This window comes from Kaistia adipata DSM 17808, from assembly GCF_000423225.1.
In the GTDB taxonomy this organism is placed as follows: domain Bacteria; phylum Pseudomonadota; class Alphaproteobacteria; order Rhizobiales; family Kaistiaceae; genus Kaistia; species Kaistia adipata.
In genome coordinates, this window is sequence record NZ_KE383992.1 from 215,104 (window position 1) to 232,961 (window position 17,858).

At 69.1% G+C, this 17,858-nt stretch carries 14 protein-coding genes; 11 read left to right on the plus strand and 3 right to left on the minus strand.

Annotated elements, in window-relative coordinates:
• The first annotated feature begins 35 nt into the window (after positions 1-35).
• The 7 genes from G539_RS0121225 to G539_RS25725 all read left to right on the plus strand — a co-directional run bounded on the left by G539_RS0121225 (position 36) and on the right by G539_RS25725 (position 8,926).
• Positions 36-1,226, plus strand: a complete 1,191-nt coding sequence (locus G539_RS0121225) for an ABC transporter permease (protein ID WP_156912092.1) — start codon at positions 36-38, stop codon at positions 1,224-1,226.
• Positions 1,223-2,161, plus strand: a complete 939-nt coding sequence (locus G539_RS0121230) for an ABC transporter ATP-binding protein (RefSeq protein ID WP_029076989.1) — start codon at positions 1,223-1,225, stop codon at positions 2,159-2,161. Before G539_RS0121225 ends, G539_RS0121230 begins: the two co-directional genes overlap by 4 nt.
• Positions 2,158-2,916, plus strand: coding sequence for an ABC transporter permease (locus G539_RS0121235; RefSeq protein ID WP_029076990.1), 759 nt, complete (start codon positions 2,158-2,160; stop codon positions 2,914-2,916). Before G539_RS0121230 ends, G539_RS0121235 begins: the two co-directional genes overlap by 4 nt.
• Positions 2,917-3,430: 514 nt before the next feature.
• Positions 3,431-4,804, plus strand: a complete 1,374-nt coding sequence (locus G539_RS0121240) for a dihydroorotase (RefSeq protein ID WP_029076991.1) — start codon at positions 3,431-3,433, stop codon at positions 4,802-4,804.
• Between the two features lie 8 nt (positions 4,805-4,812).
• Positions 4,813-6,069 carry a Zn-dependent hydrolase gene (locus G539_RS0121245; protein WP_029076992.1) on the plus strand — a complete coding sequence of 419 codons (1,257 nt, stop codon included), beginning with the start codon at positions 4,813-4,815 and terminating at the stop codon, positions 6,067-6,069.
• Positions 6,070-6,119: 50 nt separating this feature from the next.
• Entirely contained in the window at positions 6,120-7,256 is a 1,137-nt protein-coding gene (locus tag G539_RS0121250) for a thiohydantoin desulfurase (protein WP_029076993.1), read from the plus strand.
• Complete coding sequence (locus tag G539_RS25725) at positions 7,256-8,926, plus strand: thiourocanate hydratase (protein ID WP_035832227.1); 1,671 nt, start codon at positions 7,256-7,258, stop codon at positions 8,924-8,926. The genes G539_RS0121250 and G539_RS25725 overlap by 1 nt, the downstream gene beginning before the upstream one ends.
• Positions 8,927-9,032: 106 nt before the next feature.
• Here the strand turns inward: G539_RS25725 and G539_RS0121260 are convergent, their stop codons facing one another.
• Both G539_RS0121260 and G539_RS0121270 read right to left on the minus strand, forming a co-directional pair.
• On the minus strand, positions 9,033-9,911 hold the full coding sequence (locus G539_RS0121260; protein WP_029076994.1) for an FkbM family methyltransferase: 879 nt from the start codon (positions 9,909-9,911) through the stop codon (positions 9,033-9,035).
• 313 nt (positions 9,912-10,224) lie between these two features.
• A complete protein-coding gene (locus tag G539_RS0121270) occupies positions 10,225-11,184 on the minus strand; it encodes a nucleoside hydrolase (RefSeq protein ID WP_029076995.1) in 960 nt (319 codons plus the stop codon).
• Between the two features lie 280 nt (positions 11,185-11,464).
• Here G539_RS0121270 and G539_RS0121275 point away from each other — a divergent pair, with 280 nt between their 5' ends.
• The 4 genes from G539_RS0121275 (at position 11,465) to G539_RS0121290 (ending at position 17,124) form a co-directional block, all read left to right on the plus strand.
• Positions 11,465-12,964 (plus strand): phosphomannomutase/phosphoglucomutase, encoded by a 1,500-nt coding sequence (locus G539_RS0121275; RefSeq protein WP_029076996.1) that lies wholly within the window; start codon positions 11,465-11,467, stop codon positions 12,962-12,964.
• Positions 12,965-13,203: 239 nt separating this feature from the next.
• Entirely contained in the window at positions 13,204-14,217 is a 1,014-nt protein-coding gene (locus tag G539_RS0121280; protein WP_029076997.1) for an aldose epimerase family protein, read from the plus strand.
• Between the two features lie 237 nt (positions 14,218-14,454).
• Positions 14,455-15,714, plus strand: a complete 1,260-nt coding sequence (locus G539_RS0121285; protein ID WP_029076998.1) for a GTP cyclohydrolase II — start codon at positions 14,455-14,457, stop codon at positions 15,712-15,714.
• Positions 15,715-15,900: 186 nt separating this feature from the next.
• Complete coding sequence (locus G539_RS0121290) at positions 15,901-17,124, plus strand: URC4/urg3 family protein (protein ID WP_029076999.1); 1,224 nt, start codon at positions 15,901-15,903, stop codon at positions 17,122-17,124.
• A 147-nt stretch (positions 17,125-17,271) separates the two neighbouring features.
• Here the strand turns inward: G539_RS0121290 and lspA are convergent, their stop codons facing one another.
• Entirely contained in the window at positions 17,272-17,796 is a 525-nt protein-coding gene (gene lspA, locus G539_RS0121295) for a signal peptidase II (RefSeq protein ID WP_051231886.1), read from the minus strand.
• Positions 17,797-17,858 lie beyond the last annotated feature (62 nt).

A 17,858-nucleotide genomic window follows, 5' to 3' on the forward strand; every position in this document is an offset into this window, starting at 1 on the left:
GGCCCCGGCTCCTGCCAAAGAAGGGATCAACCGGCTTGACGGACGCCAGCCAGACCGCCGCTGCCCCGGTCCCCCTCTCCGCCCGCCTCGACCGGGTCGGGGTCGTGGTGGCGCTGATCGCCATCGTCGGCATGGACTGGCAGCCCTTCGCGACGCTGAAGCCGAACCGGCTGGTCTCCGGCCAGGGGCTCGGCCTCGGCTCGGCGCTGCCGACGTTCTGGGCGGCGATCGGCATCGGCATCCTGTCGCTCGCCACCATCCTCGCCGTGCTGCGCACCGGCGCGCGGCTGCGGCTCGCCACCGGAATCGTCTCGCTGCTCATGCTCGCGCTGCTGATCGGCCTGGTGCCGGCGCATGTGGTGCCGCCGGACAACAGCTTCGCCCGCGTCTCGCCGGGCGCCGGCTTCTGGCTGATGGCGCTCGCCTTCGCGGTGCTGACCACCGACGCCATCGCCAAGCTGAAGCTCGGCCCCCTCGCCCGGCTGCTCCTGCTGGCGGCGGCCATCGCCGCCACGGCGCTGATCCTCGGCTCCGGCCATTGGGACGGGCTGTCGATCCTGAAGGAATACGCCACCAACGCCGACAAGTTCTGGCGCGAGGGACGGCAGCACATCCTGCTCGCCGTCGCCTCGCTCGCCGCGGCGATCGTCGTCGGCCTGCCGCTCGGCATCGCCTGCCACCGCCACGCGACCTTGCGCGGCGTCACGCTGCCGGTCCTCAACATCATCCAGACCGTGCCGTCGATGGCGATGTACGGGCTGATGATCGTGCCGCTCGGCCTGTTCGCCGCCTCGTTCCCGATCGCGGCCCAGCTCGGCATCCGCGGCATCGGCACGGCGCCGGCGCTGATCGCGCTGTTCCTCTATTCGCTGCTTCCCGTCGTCGCCAACACCGTGGTCGGCCTCGCCGAGGTGCGGCGCTCGGTGGTCGAGGCAGCCGAGGGCATGGGCATGACCAAGCACCAGCGCCTGATGCAGGTCGAGCTGCCGCTGGCGCTGCCCGTCATCCTGACCGGCATCCGCATCGTGCTGGTGCAGAATATCGGCCTCGTCACCATCGCCGCGCTGATCGGCGGCGGCGGCTTCGGCACCTTCGTCTTCCAGGGCATCGGCCAGGCGGCGACCGACCTCGTCCTGCTCGGCGCGGTGCCGACCATCGCGCTCGCCTTCACCGCAGCCGTCCTCCTCGACGCCGTCATCGAACTTACCGAAAGGCGCCGGCTTTGATCGAACTCGACCATGTCAGCCGCCGCTTCGGCGAGCAGCTCGCCGTCGACGACGTCTCGTTCGCCGTCGAGCGCGGCACCATCACGGTAATCGTCGGCACGTCGGGCTCCGGCAAGTCGACGACGCTCCGGATGATCAACCGGCTGATCGAGCCGACTTCCGGCACGATCACCATCGACGGCAAGGACACGACCGCCGTCTCCGGCGAGGAACTGCGGCGCGGCATCGGCTATGTCATCCAGGGCAACGGCCTGTTCCCGCACTGGACGGTCGCCCGCAACATCGCCACCGTGCCGACCCTGCTCGGCTGGGATTCCGCGAAGATCGCCCGGCGCGTCGACGAGCTTCTCGCGCTCTTCAGCATGAAGCCGGAGGATTTCCGGGAAAAATTCCCGCATCAGCTCTCGGGCGGCGAGCAGCAGCGCGTCGGCGTGGCCCGCGCGCTCGCGGCCGAGCCCGGCCTCTTGCTGATGGACGAACCGTTCGGCGCGCTCGACCCGATCATCCGCGCCAAGGCGCAGGAGGACCTGCTCGCCGTGCAGCGGCGGCTCGGCATCACCGTCGTCCTCGTCACGCACGACATGGAGGAGGCGATCCATCTCGGCGACCGGATCGCCGTGATGGACGGCGGCAAGCTGCTGCAATACGCGCCGCCGGCCGAGATCCTCGCCAAGCCCGCGCCCGGCTTCGTCGCAAAGCTGGTCGACGGCGCCGACCGGCCGTTCCGGCTGCTGTCGCTGGCGCCGGTCTCGTCCATCGTCGAGCCGGGCACGGCCGAGGGGCCGCCCATCCTCGAGACGGCGACGCTCCGCGACGCGCTGTCCGAGCTGCTCTGGCACCGGCGCGACGCACTGCCCGTCACCGCCGCCGACGGCAGCACGCGCGGAAAGATCTCGCTCAGCAACCTCGTCGCCCATGCGGGAGGGGCGGCGTGAGCCGCCTCATCGGCCCGGCGGCGCGGCTCTCGGCGCTCGCCCTGCTGCTGGCGCTCGTGCTGCGGCCGGACTGGTTCGAGCCGATCCTGAAACCGTTCACCGAGAACAACGCACCGGCGATCTATACGCAGTCGAGCCTGCTCAGCCTGACGCTCGCCCATCTCGGCCTCGTCGCTGTGGCGAGCGTCATCGGCACGGCGCTGGCGCTCGTCATGGGCGTGTTCGTGACCCGACCGATGGGGGCGGAGTTCCTGCCGCTGTCGAGGAGCCTCGTCAATATCGGCCAGACCTTTCCGCCGGTCGCCGTGCTGGCGCTCGCCGTGCCGGTCGTTGGCTTCGGATTGAAGCCGACCCTGATCGCGCTCGTGCTCTACGGACTGCTGCCGATCTTCGAGAACACGATCACCGGTTTGAAGGAAGTGCCGGAAAACGTCGTCGAGGCGGCGCGCGGCATGGGCCTGTCGCCGCAGCAGCAGCTCTTTCGCGTCGAGCTGCCGCTGGCGCTGCCCGTCATCCTCGCCGGCATCCGCCTCTCGGTCGTCATCAACATGGGCACGGCGACGATCGGCTCGACGGTGGCGGCCAAGGGCCTTGGCGAGGTGATCATCGCCGGGCTGCTGACCTCCAACACCGCCTTCATCCTGCAGGGCGGCATCATCGTCGCGCTGCTCGCCGTGCTGCTCTACGACGCGCTGTCCATCCTCGAGAACCGCATCGCCAAGCGCACCGGCCGGCTGGCGGAGGTGGCGGGATGACTTCGTTCGCCGAACCGTCATCCCTGGAGGTCTCAGGCGCCGTCCCTTCCCCTCTCCCATGGGGAGAGGTCGACGGCCGCAGGCCGGCGGGTGAGGGGTTGTGGCCTCACCGGAGAGTTCCCTACCCCCTCACCCGGAGCTTCGCTCCGACCTCTCCCCATGGGAGAGGTGAAGGAGCCGGAGCAAACTCCCTCTCCCGCCCGCGGGAGAAGGTTGGGGTGAGGGCCATTCCAAACGCACAATCCGTCATCCCGGCGAAGGCCGGGATCCATCGGCCGGAAGCCAACCACCTCGGACGGTGTTCATGGGCCCCGGCCTTCGCCGGGGCGACGGGTGCATGGGAAGCGCCGTGCGTCCTTCGAGACGGCCCTTCGGGCGCTCCTCAGGATGTTGAGAGCGGGGATCCATATCGGCCTTGCGAAGTCAGAAAACACAAACCTCAACATGCTGAGGAGCGGCCGACGGCCGCGTCTCGAAGCACGCGCTCGTCTCGATATAGCCCCCGGGTGACGCCATGAGCGATTTCGACCTCGTTCTCTCCGGCACCGTCGTCACCGCCGACCGCGTCCTTGCCGGCGGCTTCGTCGCCGCGCGCGACGGCAAGATCGCGCTCGTCGGCCAGGGTGTGGCGCCGGCGGCGCGCGAGCGGCACCTTCTGGGCGAGGCGCTGATCCTGCCCGGCGCGATCGACGCGCAGGTGCATTCGCTGAGCCAGAGGGACCAGGAGGATTTCGTCTGGTCGACCCGCTCGGCCGCCGCCGGCGGCGTCACCACCATCGTCGACATGCCCTATGACGAGGGCAACCTCGTCTGCTCCGCCGAGGCGGTCGCGAGAAAGGTGGCCCATGCCGGCCCGCAGGCGCGCGTCGACTTCGCGCTCTACGGCACCATCGATCCCGAGGAAGGCCCGGCACGCATCGCCGAAATGGTCGCGGCCGGCGTCGCGGCGTTCAAGTTCTCGACCTTCGGCACGGATCCGAAGCGCTTTCCCCGCATCGCGCCGGCCCTGCTCGCCGACTGCTTCGCCGCAATCGCACCGACCGGGCTCACGGCCGGCGTGCACAACGAGATCCACGAAGCGGTCGACGCCCATATGGTCCGCCTCCGCGCCTCCGGCGTCACCGACTGGCGCGCGCATGGCCTGTCGCGGCCACCGCTGACCGAGCTGCTCGCCGATGTCGAAATCTACGAGACCGGCGCGCTCACCGGCTGCCCCGCGCATGTCGTGCATTCGTCGCTGGCGCGCGGGGCCGAGCTCGCGGCGCGCTACCGCGCCGAGGGCTTCGCGACGACCGTCGAGGTCTGCATCCACTACCTGACGCTCGACGAGGAGAACGACGTCCGCCGTCTCGGCGGCAAGGCGAAGATAAACCCGCCGATTCGCTCGCGCGCGGAGGTCGAGGCGCTCTGGCGCCAGGTCGCGCTCGGCCATGTCACCCTCGTCTCGACCGACCATGTCTCCTGGTCGGAGGACCGCAAGACCAGGCCCGCCATGCTCGACAATGCCTCGGGCGTGCCGGGGCTCGAGGTGATGGTGCCGCTGTTCGTCAAGGGCGCGCTGGAGCGCGGCATCCCGCTCACCGCCGCCGCGCGCCTGATGGCGGCAAACCCGGCCAGGCATTTCCGCATCGACCACGAGAAGGGCGCGCTCGAGGTCGGCAAGGACGCCGACATCGTCGTACTGACGCCGGAGCCGCTCCTCTATGACGCAGCGGCAAGTGGGCATAATGTCGTGGGTTGGAGCCCCTATAACGGCATGACGCTCCCCTGGCGCGTGAGCAGAACGTTCCTGCGCGGGATCAAGGCCTTCGACGGACGACACGTGCTGGCCGAGCCGGGATCGGGCCGCTTCGTCCGGCCGCCGGTCACCCTGCCGATCGGACGCTGAACCGCATCATGCGCACCAATCTGCCCATCGACGAGACCGGGCTCTGGGACGATCTGATGGCGCTCGCCGCGCGGACCGAACCCGACCGGCCCTGGACCCGGCGCGCCTTCTCGCCAATGTTCCTCGAGGGTCGCGCCTTCGTCGCCGCGCGCATGCGCGAGGCCGGCCTCGCCGTCCGCATCGATCCCGCCGGCAACCTGATCGGTCGCCGCGAGGGGCGCCGGGCGGATGCGCGGGCGATCGTGATCGGCTCGCACAGCGACACCGTGCCGGATGGCGGCCGCTTCGACGGCACCGCCGGCGTGATGGCCGGCATCGCCGTCGCCCGCAGCCTGGCCCGGGACGGCCGGGAACTGGACCACGCCGTCGAGATCATCGACTGCCTGGCCGAGGAGGTCTCGATCTTCGGCCTGTCCTGCATCGGCAGCCGCGCCGTCGCCGGCGCGCTGTCGGCGGAACAGCTGAACCGGCAGGAGCCGACCGGCGAACGGCTGGCCGCCGCGATCGAGCGGATGGGCGGCAGCATCGACCATCTCGGCGAGGCGCGGCGCACCGACATCGCCGCCTATCTGGAGCTGCATATCGAGCAGGGGCCGGTGCTCGCCGACCAGCGCCGCGACATCGGCATCGTCACGGCGATCGCCGGCATCACGCGGATCGAGATCACCGTCGAGGGCCGCGCCGACCACGCCGGCACGACGCCGATGACGCTCCGCCAGGACGCGCTCGCCGGCGGCGCCGCCGTCGTCACCGCCATCGCCAAGGATGCGCGCCGCCGCGCCGCCGCCGGCCATGGCCATTTCGTCGCCACGGTGGGCGAATTCCGGATCGAGCCGAACGCGGCCAATGTGGTGCCGGGCCGGGTCACCATGCTCGTCGACGCGCGCGCCGAGGAGCGCGGCTTCCTCGAGGGCTTCGTCACCGAGCTGCCGCCGCTGCTGCAGCGGGCGCTCGGCGGCACGGGCACGCGGCTGGCCGATTTCCGCGTCATCTCCGACGCGCTGCCGGCGCTCTCCGATCCGATGCTGCTCGACGTGCTGGAAGGCGCGAGCGACACGCTCGGCCTCGACGCGATGCGCATGGCGTCCGGCGCCGGCCACGACATGGCCTGGTTCTCGCGCATCGCGCCGGCGGCGATGATCTTCATTCCATCGAAGGACGGCCGCAGCCACACGCCGGAGGAATGGTCGGAGCCCGGCGAGATCGCCGCCGGCGCCGCCGTGCTGCACGAGGCGCTGCTGCGGCTCGACACGATGCTCGCCTGAGACCGAACCGGAATGCCTCGCTCGAACCGCTCCTGAAAGGAACCGCCATCATGGGCCGCATACTGACCGAGAGGGACGTCGAGGCCGCCGTGCGGGGTGGCTCGGTCTATGCGGCGGGCGGCGGCGGTTGGGCCGACCATGGCCGCATGCTCGGCCTCGCCGCGGTCCGCATCGGCCGGCCCGAGCTGGTCTCGATCGAGGAACTGGAAAAGGACGACTGGGTGGCGACGGCGGCGGCGATCGGCGCGCCGGCCGGCACCACGGCGTGGGAGATGCAGGGCGTCGACTATGTCCACGCCGTGCGGCTGCTGCAGGAGGCGCTGGGCGAGCCGATCGCGGCGCTGATGGTCGGCCAGAACGGCCGCTCCTCGACGCTGAACGGCTGGCTGCCCTCGGCCGTCCTCGGCACCAAGGTGCTCGACGCGGTCGGCGACGTGCGCGCCCATCCGACCGGTGACATGGGCTCGATCGGCCTCGCCGCCTCGCCGGAGGCGACCATCCAGACGGCGGTCGGGGGAAACAGGGCCGAGAACCGCTACATCGAGCTGGTGGTGCGCGGCGCCACCGCCAAGGTCTCGCCCGTGCTCCGGACGGCTTCCGACATGTCGGGCGGCTTCATCGCCTCGGCCCGCAACCCGGTCCGCGCCAGCTATGTGAAGAAGAACGCGGCGCTCGGCGGCATCTCGATGGCGCTGGCGCTCGGCGAGGCGATCCTCGCGGCGGAGGGCAAGGGCGCCGGCAAGGGGTCGGCGAGCGCCGTGATCGACGCGATCTGCAGGGTGACGGGCGGGACAATCGCCGTCTCGGGCCGGATCGCGAAAAAGGACGTCGTCTACACCAACTCCGCCTTCGACATTGGTCAGGTGGTGATCGGCAGCGGCGCCAAGGCAACGACGCTGCACGTCATGAACGAATACATGGCGATCGACGACGCCGACGGCGGCCGCCTCGCCACCTTCCCGGACGTGATCACCACGCTCGACAAGGACGGCGAGCCGCTCTCGGTCGGGCAGCTCCATGTCGGCATGACGGTGCATGTGCTGCATGTGCCGAAGGCGATCATCCCGCTCTCGGCCGGCGTGCTCGATCCCTCCGTCTACCCGCCGGTCGAGGCGGCGATGGGCATCGAGATCGCCCGCTATATCTTCGAGGAAGCGACGAAGAAGAAGCGGAAGGGCAAGAAGTGATGCAGCACCCGCGCTATCCCGTCACCTCCGGCACGACGCTCCGCTGCAAGGGCTGGCGGCAGGAGGGGCTGCTGCGGCTTCTGGAAAACGTGCTCTCGGTCGGCGAGGACCCGGACGGGCTCGTCGTCTACGCAGCCCTCGGCAAGGCGGCGCGCAACTGGGCGGCGCATGACGCGATCGTCGACGCGCTGATGACGATGGACGAGGACGAGACGCTGGTCGTCCAGTCCGGCAAGCCGATCGGACTGCTGAGGACGCAGGTGCAGGCGCCCATCGTCATCATGGCCAACTGCAACATCGTCGGCCAATGGGCGAAGGCGGAATATTTCTACGAGCTGGAGAAGAAGGGGCTGATCTGCTGGGGCGGGCTGACGGCCGGCGCCTGGCAATATATCGGCAGCCAGGGCGTCATCCAGGGCACCTACGAGATCTTCATGCGAATCGCCGAACGGCACTTTGGCGGCGATCTCGCCGGGCGCTTCATCCTCTCGGCCGGGCTCGGCGGCATGGGCGGCTCGCAGCCGCTCGCCGGCCGCATGGCCAACGCCGCCATCCTCGTCGTCGACGTCGATCCGGAGCGGGCGGCGAAGCGCAAGGCGATCGGCTATGTCGACGAGATCGCGCCCGACCTCGACACGGCGCTGCAGCGGATTGCGCACGCCCGCCACCACCGCGAGGCGCTCTCCGTCGCCCTCGTCGGCAACGCCGCCGAGATCTACCCCGAGATCGTCCGGCGCGGCATCTATCCCGACATCGTCACCGACCAGACCTCGGCGCACGACCTCGTCTATGGCTATGTGCCGGCCGGGTTGCCGCTCGCCGAGGTGCGGGCGCTGCGCCAGTCGGACCCGGCCAGGCTGATGGCGCTGTCGCGCGCGTCGATCGTCCCGCATGTCGAGGCGATGCTCGATTTCCAGCGCCACGGCTCGGTGGTGTTCGACAATGGCAACCTGATCCGCACCCAGGCGAAGGCGGCCGGCGTCGCGAACGCCTTCGACATCCCGATCTTCACCGAGGCGTATCTGCGGCCGCTGTTCGCCCGCGCCATCGGGCCGTTCCGCTGGATGGCGCTCACCAACGATCCCGAGGACATCCGCCGCATCGACGAGCGCGTGCTGAACCTCTTTCCCGACGACCGCATCGTCGCCAACTGGATCCGCCTGGCGCGCCAGAACGTGCCGTTCGAGGGGCTGCCGGCCCGCATCGCCTGGCTCGGCCATGGCGCGCGGACGGAACTGGCACTCGCCGTCAACGAAATGGTGGCGTCGGGCGAGCTCACCGGGCCGATCGCGTTTTCGCGCGATCACCTCGACGCCGGCGCGATGGCGCATCCGAACATCATGACGGAGAATCTCCACGACGGCTCCGACGCCATCGCCGACTGGCCGCTGCTCGACGCCATGGCGCTCTCCGCCTCCGGCGCCGACCTGGTCACGGTGCATTCGGGCGGCGGCGGCTATGCCGGCTACATGACCTCGGCCGGCGTCACGCTCGTCGCCGACGGCACGCCGGAAGCCGCCGAACGTCTGGAGCGGGCGCTCACCAACGACACCTCGCTCGGCGTCATGCGCTACGCCGATGCCGGCTACGCGGACGCGCTCGACGAAGCGGAAAGGAAGGGCATCCAGCGCTTCGACGTGCCGTCCGAGCCGGTGGTCCGCCGGGGCTGAGGCGCTAGAGCCTTTCATCGTTTCATGGAAACGACGAAAGCTCTAACTATTTGCGTTGTCGCGTTTTTTTTGACGCGAACCGGTATCCACTTCGCTTGAAAACGCGCTAGATCGTGCCGTTCACCAGCCGGTAGCGCGGCGCGCTCGCGCAGAGCGCGGCGACCCGTTCGGCGTCGCGCACGAAAATCGTGTTGTCGCCACCGGATCCGGCTTTGCCGAGGCGGCGCGCAAACGGGTCATAACCGGCCGGCACGAAGCCGAAGCGCTCGAGAAACGCGAAGATCTCGCGCCCGTCGACGCCGTAGCGTGCGCCCGATCCGTTGGTTTCTACCACCAGCGCCAGCAGGTCCGGGTCGGCCAAGGCCGCCGCCGACGCGCCGCGCAGCACCGGCAATTCGTAGCCCTCGACGTCGATCTTGATCAGCTGCGGCCGCCTTCCGTCGAGGATGGTATCGAGCGGTTTCACCTCGACCGCGATGGACGACTCGCCTGCCTCGTCCTCGACGACGTGGTTCATGGTGTCGTGCGCGGCGGTGAAGCGCAGCGTCCCCGCCTGATCACCGACGCCGCCATGAAAGCGCGCGACGCGGTCGCCGAAGCCGTTCAGGTCGATATTGGCGGCGAGGCGGAAAAAGGTGGCGGGGATCGGCTCGATCGCCACGACGTCGGCGCCCGTCGCCGCCGCCAGGATCGTGTAGCTACCGATATTGGCGCCGACATCGACGAACAGCGCGCCCGGCCGCAGCATGTGCAGCACGAAGGCCATCTCGGCAGGTTCGTGCAGCCCGCAATACCAGTTGCCGGTGGCGCCGGTCATGCCATGGCGCGTCAGCAGTACCGTATCGTCGACGAAGGGCAAGGCGATGCCGGCGGGCATCGCGCGCGCGGCGATCTGCCAGCGGATCAGCCGGGCCAGCGCCGCGCCACGCGCCGGCCGGTTGAGCGGATGATTGAGGATCCCTTTCAGAACGCGCAGCGCACCCATCGGCCGTCCAGCCCTCGATGTCGGGGAGGACGAGATTAGCAGGCCGGCGGCGGCTGTCGTTCCGCCGAGAGGCGAGGCCGGCACGGCAATAGGTCGGGGGCCGGCTACGCCGCAAGGAGGAGGCCGGTCGCCAGGCCGTGGACGGCAATGGCGCGGTTCGGCTGGAGCTCCGGCAGCGAATCCATGGATCCCCGCCTTCGCGGGGATGACGGCGGAGCGTGGGCGTACGCCGGAGCTCGGGCCTGCGCCGAAACGCGGGAGAGCGGCGGCAGCGCGGACGGCGCCGCCGCTCGATTCGGAGGGTGGCCAGGCCTTACCCGTGCGGGCGGGCGAAGATCTCGGCCAGCATGTCGACGAAGCGCTTCGGATCGGCGTCGAAGGCGACGTCGGCGTTGGGCTCGCGATTGCCCCGGAAATGGGTGTCGATGACGGTGCGGCCGACGGTGAGCGCGCCGCCGGTCTCGACGTCGACGTGATGGCGGCGGGTGGTCAGGATCGCGCGATCGACGAGATAGGCGACGCAGACCGCGTCATGCACCGGCGCGGTGCCGAGCACGTCCATCTTCTGGGCGATGTCGTGCATCTCGATGCGGAAGCGGACGATGTCCGACGTCGCCTGGCCGGCCGGAGTGCCCAGCGCGGCGAGGCGGTCGCAATCGGCATAAGAGACCAGCGCCCGATGCGTCGCGTCGAGCGTCACCAGCGTCACCTTCTCGAAGCCGGCGTTCAGCACGCGCGCCGCCGCTTCCGGATCGGCCCAGATGTTGAACTCGGCCGAGGGCGTCATGTTGCCGATCTCGTGGCCGCCGCCCATGATGATCAGCTCCGGCACGCGCCTGGCGAAATCCGGATCGGCGGCGAGCGCGGCGGCGATGTTGGTAAGCGGGCCGACCGGCATCAGCGTGATCGGATCCTTGGCGTTGCGATAGGTCTCGACGAGATAGTCGACGGCGCCCTTGTCGGCCTTCTTCGACTTCGCCGCCGGAACGGGCAGCGTCTCGACATGAAACTTCGAGGCCTGGTCGGTGACGCCGCGGGCGACCGGGAAATTGTCGCGCACGAAGGGCCGGTTCGAGCCTTCGTAGACCGGGATGTCGGAGCGGCCGATATGGTCGAGCACGCGCAGCGTGTTGTCGGTGCAGAACTTGACCTCGACATTGCCGTTCACCGTGGTGACGCCAACCAGCTCGATTTCCGGATGCAGCGCCGCCAGCATGATGGCGACGGCGTCGTCGGTTCCGGTATCGACGTCGAGAATGAGCTTCTGGGCCACGCGCGGCACTCCATGGGCGAGGGAATAAGGAGGCCGGACGTTAGGGGGGCGCCCGGTGAAGCGTCAAGGTGGGCGGCGCGCCCGCGCCCCGAGACGGAACCGTGTCGGGACGGGCGGGTTTACCCCCTTGTCCGGCCGGTCACCCTTGCCGCCCGGGTCGCTTCGCCGGCCGTTTCGCCTCGCGCCACCGCGCATTCCCCCGGCGTCGCCGGCCATGGTGTTGCTTTGGCAACGATTTCCGCGCCAATCTCCGTTCCGACATTCTTGACGGGAGTTCCCCATGTTTCCGACGCCGGTTCCGAAGCTCGTTCCCAACACCTACGACTTCGAGTCGAAGCCGATGGTGAAGCCGACGGGCTTCCGTGAATATGACGCGCGCTGGCTGTTCGGCGACGAGATCAATCTGATGGGCGTGCAGGCGCTCGGCATGGGCCTCGGCACGCTGCTCGGCGAGCTTGGCGTCAAGCGCGAGCTGGTCACCGGCCACGACTTCCGCTCCTATTCCGCCTCAATCAAGCTGGCGCTTACGACCGGCCTGATGGCATCCGGCGTCAGGGTGCACGACATCGGCCTCGCCGTGACGCCGATGGCCTATTTCGCCCAGTTTGATCTCGACGTGCCGGCCGTCGCCATGGTCACCGCCTCGCACAACGAGAATGGCTGGACCGGCGTGAAGATGGGCGCGGCGCGGCCGCTGACCTTCGGCCCGGACGAGATGACCAGGCTGAAGGAGATCGTGCTCACCGCCGCCTTCGACCTGCGCGGCGGCGGCTCCTACGTCTTCCACGAGAATTTCCCGGCCCGCTACATGGCCGACATCACCAACCGGCCGAAGCTGAAGCACCCGATCAAGGTGATCGCCGCCTGCGGCAATGGTACGGCCGGCGCCTTCGCGCCCAAGGTGCTGGAGATGATCGGCGCCGACGTCATCCCGATGGATGCCGAACTCGACTTCACCTTCCCGCGCTACAACCCGAACCCCGAAGACCTCAAAATGCTGCACGCGATCCGCGACGCGGTGCTGGAGCATGGCGCGGCGGTTGGCCTCGGCTTCGACGGCGACGGCGACCGCTGCGGCGTGGTCGACAATGAGGGCGAGGAGATCTTCGCCGACAAGGTCGGCGTAATGCTGGCGCGCGACCTGTCGGCGCTGCACCCGAACGCCACCTTCGTCGTCGACGTGAAGTCGACCGGCCTGTTCGCCACCGATCCGGTGCTGATCGCCAATGGCGTCAAGGCCGATTACTGGAAGACCGGCCACTCCTACATCAAGCGCCGCGTCAACGCGCTGAACGCGCTCGCCGGCTTCGAGAAGTCGGGCCACTATTTCTTCAACCAGCCGATCGGCCGCGGCTATGACGACGGCCTCGTCTCGGCGCTGGCGATCCTCGACATGCTCGATCGCAACCCCGGCAAGACCATGGCGGATCTCAAGAACGCGCTGCCCAAGACCTGGGGCTCGCCGACCATGTCGCCGCATTGCGACGACGAGAAGAAATACGGCGTCATCGACAAGGTGGTGAAGCGCTTCGAGGAGATGCGCGCCAGGGGCGAGCCCGTCGCCGGCCAGAAGATCATCGACCTCGTCACGGTCAACGGCGTGCGCGTCGTCACCGAGGACGGCACCTGGGGCCTCGTCCGCGCCTCGTCCAATAAGCCGGAGCTGGTGGTCGTGGTCGAGAGCCCGGTCTCCGAGGCGCGCATGCACGAGATCTTCAAGGCGGTCGACGGTGTGCTGCGCGAGAACCCCGAGGTCGGCGCCTACAACCAGACGATCTGACGATGCCGCTTGAGCCCTCTCCGCCGAAACAGGATGTATCCTTGAAGCGCCAGAACGCCTTTGCACCTCTCCCTGAGGGAGAGGTCGACGGCCGCAGGCCGGCGGGTGAGGGTTTACGGCCTCACCGGAGGGTTCCCTAAACCCTCACCCGGACCTGGCGGTCCGACCTCTCCCTCAGGGAGAGGTGAAGAGCCAGACACATCGCGAGACAGACGCAACGCACTTCCGGAGATGCCCCCATGCCTTCCCGCTCCTTCGGCGCCCTTCCCGACGGCACGCCCGTCGAAGCCGTCACGATCTCGAATGGCGACCTCACGGCGACAATCATCACCTATGGCGCGGTGATCCAGGACGTCCGCCTCGCCGGCGTGCCGCATCCGCTCGTGCTCGGCTACGACACGATCGAGGGCTATCTGCGCAATCCCAACTATTTCGGCGCCGTCGCCGGCCGCTTCGCCAACCGCATCGCCGGTGGCCGCTTCGAGATCGACGGCAACGCCTACCAGGTCTCGCCGAACGAGGCGCCGAACCACCTGCATGGCGGCTTCAAGGGCTTTGGCACGCGGGTGTGGAAGCTTCTCCGCGCCGATGCGTCGAGCGTGACGCTCGGCATCACGGGCGAGGACGGCGAGGAAGGCTATCCGGGCAAGGTCGAGGTCGAGCTGACCTATTCGATCGAGACGCCGGCGACGCTCAAGACCTCGATCCGCGCCACCACCGACAAGCCGACGCCGCTCAACCTGGCGCAGCACAGCTATTTCAACCTCGACGGCGCCGGCACGATCCGCGACCACGTGCTGACCATCCCGGCCGAGACCTACCTGCCGGTCGACGCCGGCAAGATCCCGACCGGCGAGTTCCGTCCGGTCGAGGGCACGCCCTTCGACTTCCGCGCCGGCCGTCGCGTCGGCGAGGGCGTGACGGGGGTCGTCGACACCTATGACCACAACCTCGTCGTCGCCCGCGAGAAGAGCGCGACGCCGCATCCGATCGCCCGCCTCGTTTCGCCGAAGGGCGGCGTGGCGCTCGACGTCAGCTCGACCGAGCCGGGCGTGCAGTTCTATGGCGGCCAGATGACCAAGGCGCAGGATCCCGGCCTCAACGGCGAGGTCTACGGCGCCAATTCCGGCCTCTGCCTCGAGGCGCAGCTCTTCCCCGACGCGCCGAACCAGAAGGATTTCCCGAACGCGATCCTCCGCCCCGGCGAGACCTATCGCCAGGAGACGCTGTTCGCCTTCAGCCGCACGGGGTGATAGCGGGCCTATCCTGACTTGCCGGAGAGGCGGTGGCATCGTCCCACCCTCTCCGTCATCCCGGGCTTGACCCGGGATCCATTCAGCCGGGTTGCTGGTCGGCGAAGCGCCCGAAGCTGCTGATGCATGGATCCCCGCCTTCGCGGGGATGACGGCGAGGCCAACCACGCGATTTCCCTTCCCTTCCGTAGCGTCGCGGATCATTCTTGCTGCTCAAGGCCAGTTCGCTGGAGCATCATGACGACGATCAACCGCTCGACGCATATCCGTCTCACCTCGCATCCGGGCGCCCAGGCGCCGGTCCGCTTCCCGATCCACTGGGGCGATCCCGATCCCCGCCGCCGCGGCCCGGTCGTCGGCACGGTCTCGAACCCGGCCGACCGCAACACCATCGGCACGCATGGCGGCTCCTATTCGCTCTATCGCGCGCTCGCCGTCTCGTCCGGCGCGCTGAACCCGATCCAGCGGCCGGATTTCCGCAACACCGCCCCGGCGGCCACCATCGGCCCGCATCCGCAATGGTCGGAGCCCGGGAAAATCGTCTCGCTCGACCCGTTCGGCCATCTGGCGGCGGACATCTTCTCCGATCGCATCGCCGAGGGCGTCGACATCCGCCCGACCATCGCCGTCACCCGGGCGCGGCTCACCATGCTGGAAATACACGAGGCGATCCGGCTGAAGCGCATCCCGATCGACGGAACGGTCGTGCACGACAATGGCGACGTCGCCGTCACCAAGGCGGCGATCGACCCGGTCTGGCACCTGCCGGGCATCGCGGCGCGCTTCGGCGTCGGCGAGGAGCAATTGCGCCGCACCCTGTTCGAGCAGACCGGCGGCATGTATCCCGAGCTGGTGACGCGGCCGGACCTCGACCTGTTCCTGCCGCCGATCGGCGGCATGACGCTCTACATCTTCGGCGACGCCGACGCGATCGCGGACCCGAAGCGCACGCTCGCCTGCCGCGTGCATGACGAATGCAACGGCTCGGACGTGTTCGGCTCCGACATCTGCACCTGCCGGCCCTATCTGATCCACGGCATCGAGGAGGCGGTGAAGGAGGCGCAGAAGGGCGGCGTCGGGCTGATCGTCTACAACCGCAAGGAAGGAAGGGCTCTCGGCGAGGTGACGAAATTCCTCGTCTACAACGCCCGCAAGCGGCAGCAGGGCGGCGACCAGGCGGCAACCTATTTCGAGCGCACCGAATGCGTCGCCGGCGTGCAGGACGCCCGCTTCCAGCAATTGATGCCCGACGTGCTGCACTGGCTCGGGATCCCCCGGATCGACCGCTTCGTGTCGATGTCGGACATGAAATACGACGCCATCACCGGCTCCGGCATCACGATCGGAGAACGCGTGCCGATTCCCGAGGCGCTGATCCCGATCGACGCACGGGTCGAGATGGAGGCGAAGAAGGCGGCCGGCTATTTCAGCGCCGACGCGCCGCCGACCGCCGACGACCTCGCCCGCACCGTCGGCCGCCCGCTGGAGAAGTACTGAGGGCTCATTCTTCCCCCTCCCCCTTGCGGGGAGGGCCGGGGTGGGGGTACCGGCTCTGTATCGGGCGACAACGCCCCCCTTGCATTCATCTGAGAGGACGGCGCGAGTACCCCCTCCCTAGCCTCCCCACAAGGGGGAGGGAATCGGAGCGAGGCAATCGCGTCCCCCTGACCACGGAGCTTCCCCTTGGCCTCGATCCCCTCCCTCCTCACCGCCAGCGCCGTGCGCGAGCGCGCCGATCGGCTGCTCGAGCTCGGCATCGCCGGGAAACTCGACCATTTCACCGTCGATCTGACAAAACTGCCGGCGGTGGCCGACTACGTCATCGAGACGGCGCGGGAAACCTATCCGGATCTCGCGATCCCGTTCCATTCGCGCTGGCGCCATTTCGAGGCGGGGCAGATCGACCGCTTCGGCGGGCTGGTGGACGCCGCCGGCATCACCGACCCGCTCGTCTTCGGCCGCGCGGCCTATGACCTCGCCATCGTCTCGGTGCTGCTCGACGCCGGCGCCGGGCCGGACTGGCGCTACCGCGAGGCGGCCACCGGCGAGACGTTTTCGCGCTCGGAGGGGCTCGGCGTGGCGAGCTTCGCCATGTTCACCTCGGGCCTGTTCTCGCAGGACCCGGCCGACCCGCTCCGCGCCGACGCGGCGGCGCTCGCCGTGCTGGAGGCGAGCGAGCTCGCCGAGGGATTCCAGGTCACACCCGAGAACCCGATGGTCGGGCTGGAAGGCCGCGCGAAGCTTCTGAACGCGCTCGGCCGCGTCGTCGCCGACCGCGCCGACCTGTTCGGAACCGGGGAGGCGCGCCCCGGCGGCCTGTTCGACACGGTGCTCGCCAGCGCCGACGAGGACGGCCGGGTCTCGGCGCCCAAGATCCTGGAGCTGGTGCTGGAGGCGTTCGGGCCGATCTGGCCGAGCCGGCTGCTGCGCGACGGCGTGGCGCTCGGCGACACCTGGGAGCACCGGAAGCTCACGACCGACGACGCCACCAGCGGCCTAATGCCGTTCCACAAGCTGTCGCAGTGGCTGACCTATTCGCTGATCGAGCCGCTCATCTGGACCGGCGTCGAGGTGGTCGACCTCGACGGGCTGACCGGCCTGCCGGAATACCGCAATGGCGGGCTCTTCCTCGATCTCGGCGTGCTGGTGCCGAAGGAGGCTGGCGCGACGAAGCGGCGCTGGAAGGCAGAGGACGAGTTCATCGTCGAATGGCGGGCGCTGACGGTGGCCCTGCTCGACCGCACGGCGGCGCTGATCCGCGAGAAGCTCGGCATGGATGCCGAGGAACTGCCGCTCGCCAAGATCCTGGAGGGCGGCACCTGGTCGGCCGGCCGCCGCATCGCGAAGGAAAAGCGAGCCGACGGCGGCCCGCCGCTTCTGATCGAGAGCGACGGCACGGTGTTTTGAGGCCGGCCGTTTGCGATTCCGTGCGTGCTTCGAGACGCGGCCTTCGGCCGCTCCTCAGCATGTCGGGGATTTTTTGAACGCGCACCACGCCTCAACATGCTGAGGAGCGCGCGAAGCGGGCGTCTCGAAGCACGCAAGGAGACCGGCTCAGCCCGCCTTCTTGCCCGCCTGGAACAGATAGACCCAGGCGAGCAGCACCGGGCCGATGGTCAGGGCGACGTCGGCGAGGTTGAAGACGAAGAAGCCGCGCGCGTTCCAGTGCAGGAACAGGAAGTCGATGACGTGGCCGTGCCAGACGCGATCGATCAGATTGCCGATGGCGCCGCCGACGATCAGCGCGAAGCCGGTGGCCGCGAGGTGGCCGCCCTCGGTCGAGCCGCGCCAGATATGCAGGATGACCAGCGTGACGATCGAGGTCAGCACGACCAGGATGACGCTGTCGGCGCTGTCGCCCATCGAGAAGGCGATGCCGGTGTTGTTGACCCGGTAGAGCGCCAGGAAGGGCGGCAGCAGCTCGATGCCCTGCTGGTAGACGAGATTGGCGTCGGCGATCCATTTCGACACCTGGTCTATGATAACCGTCAGGCCCATGATCACGAGGCCGAGCGCGGAGAGCGGCCCGGGAATGCGGGCGGCGGGCGTCTCGGCCTTGATGTCCGTCTCGGGCGTCATCGCGGTCCCCGGAATGGTTTCGAGCGCGTGGTCGGGATCGCGCCGGCAGGGCGCGCGCCCGG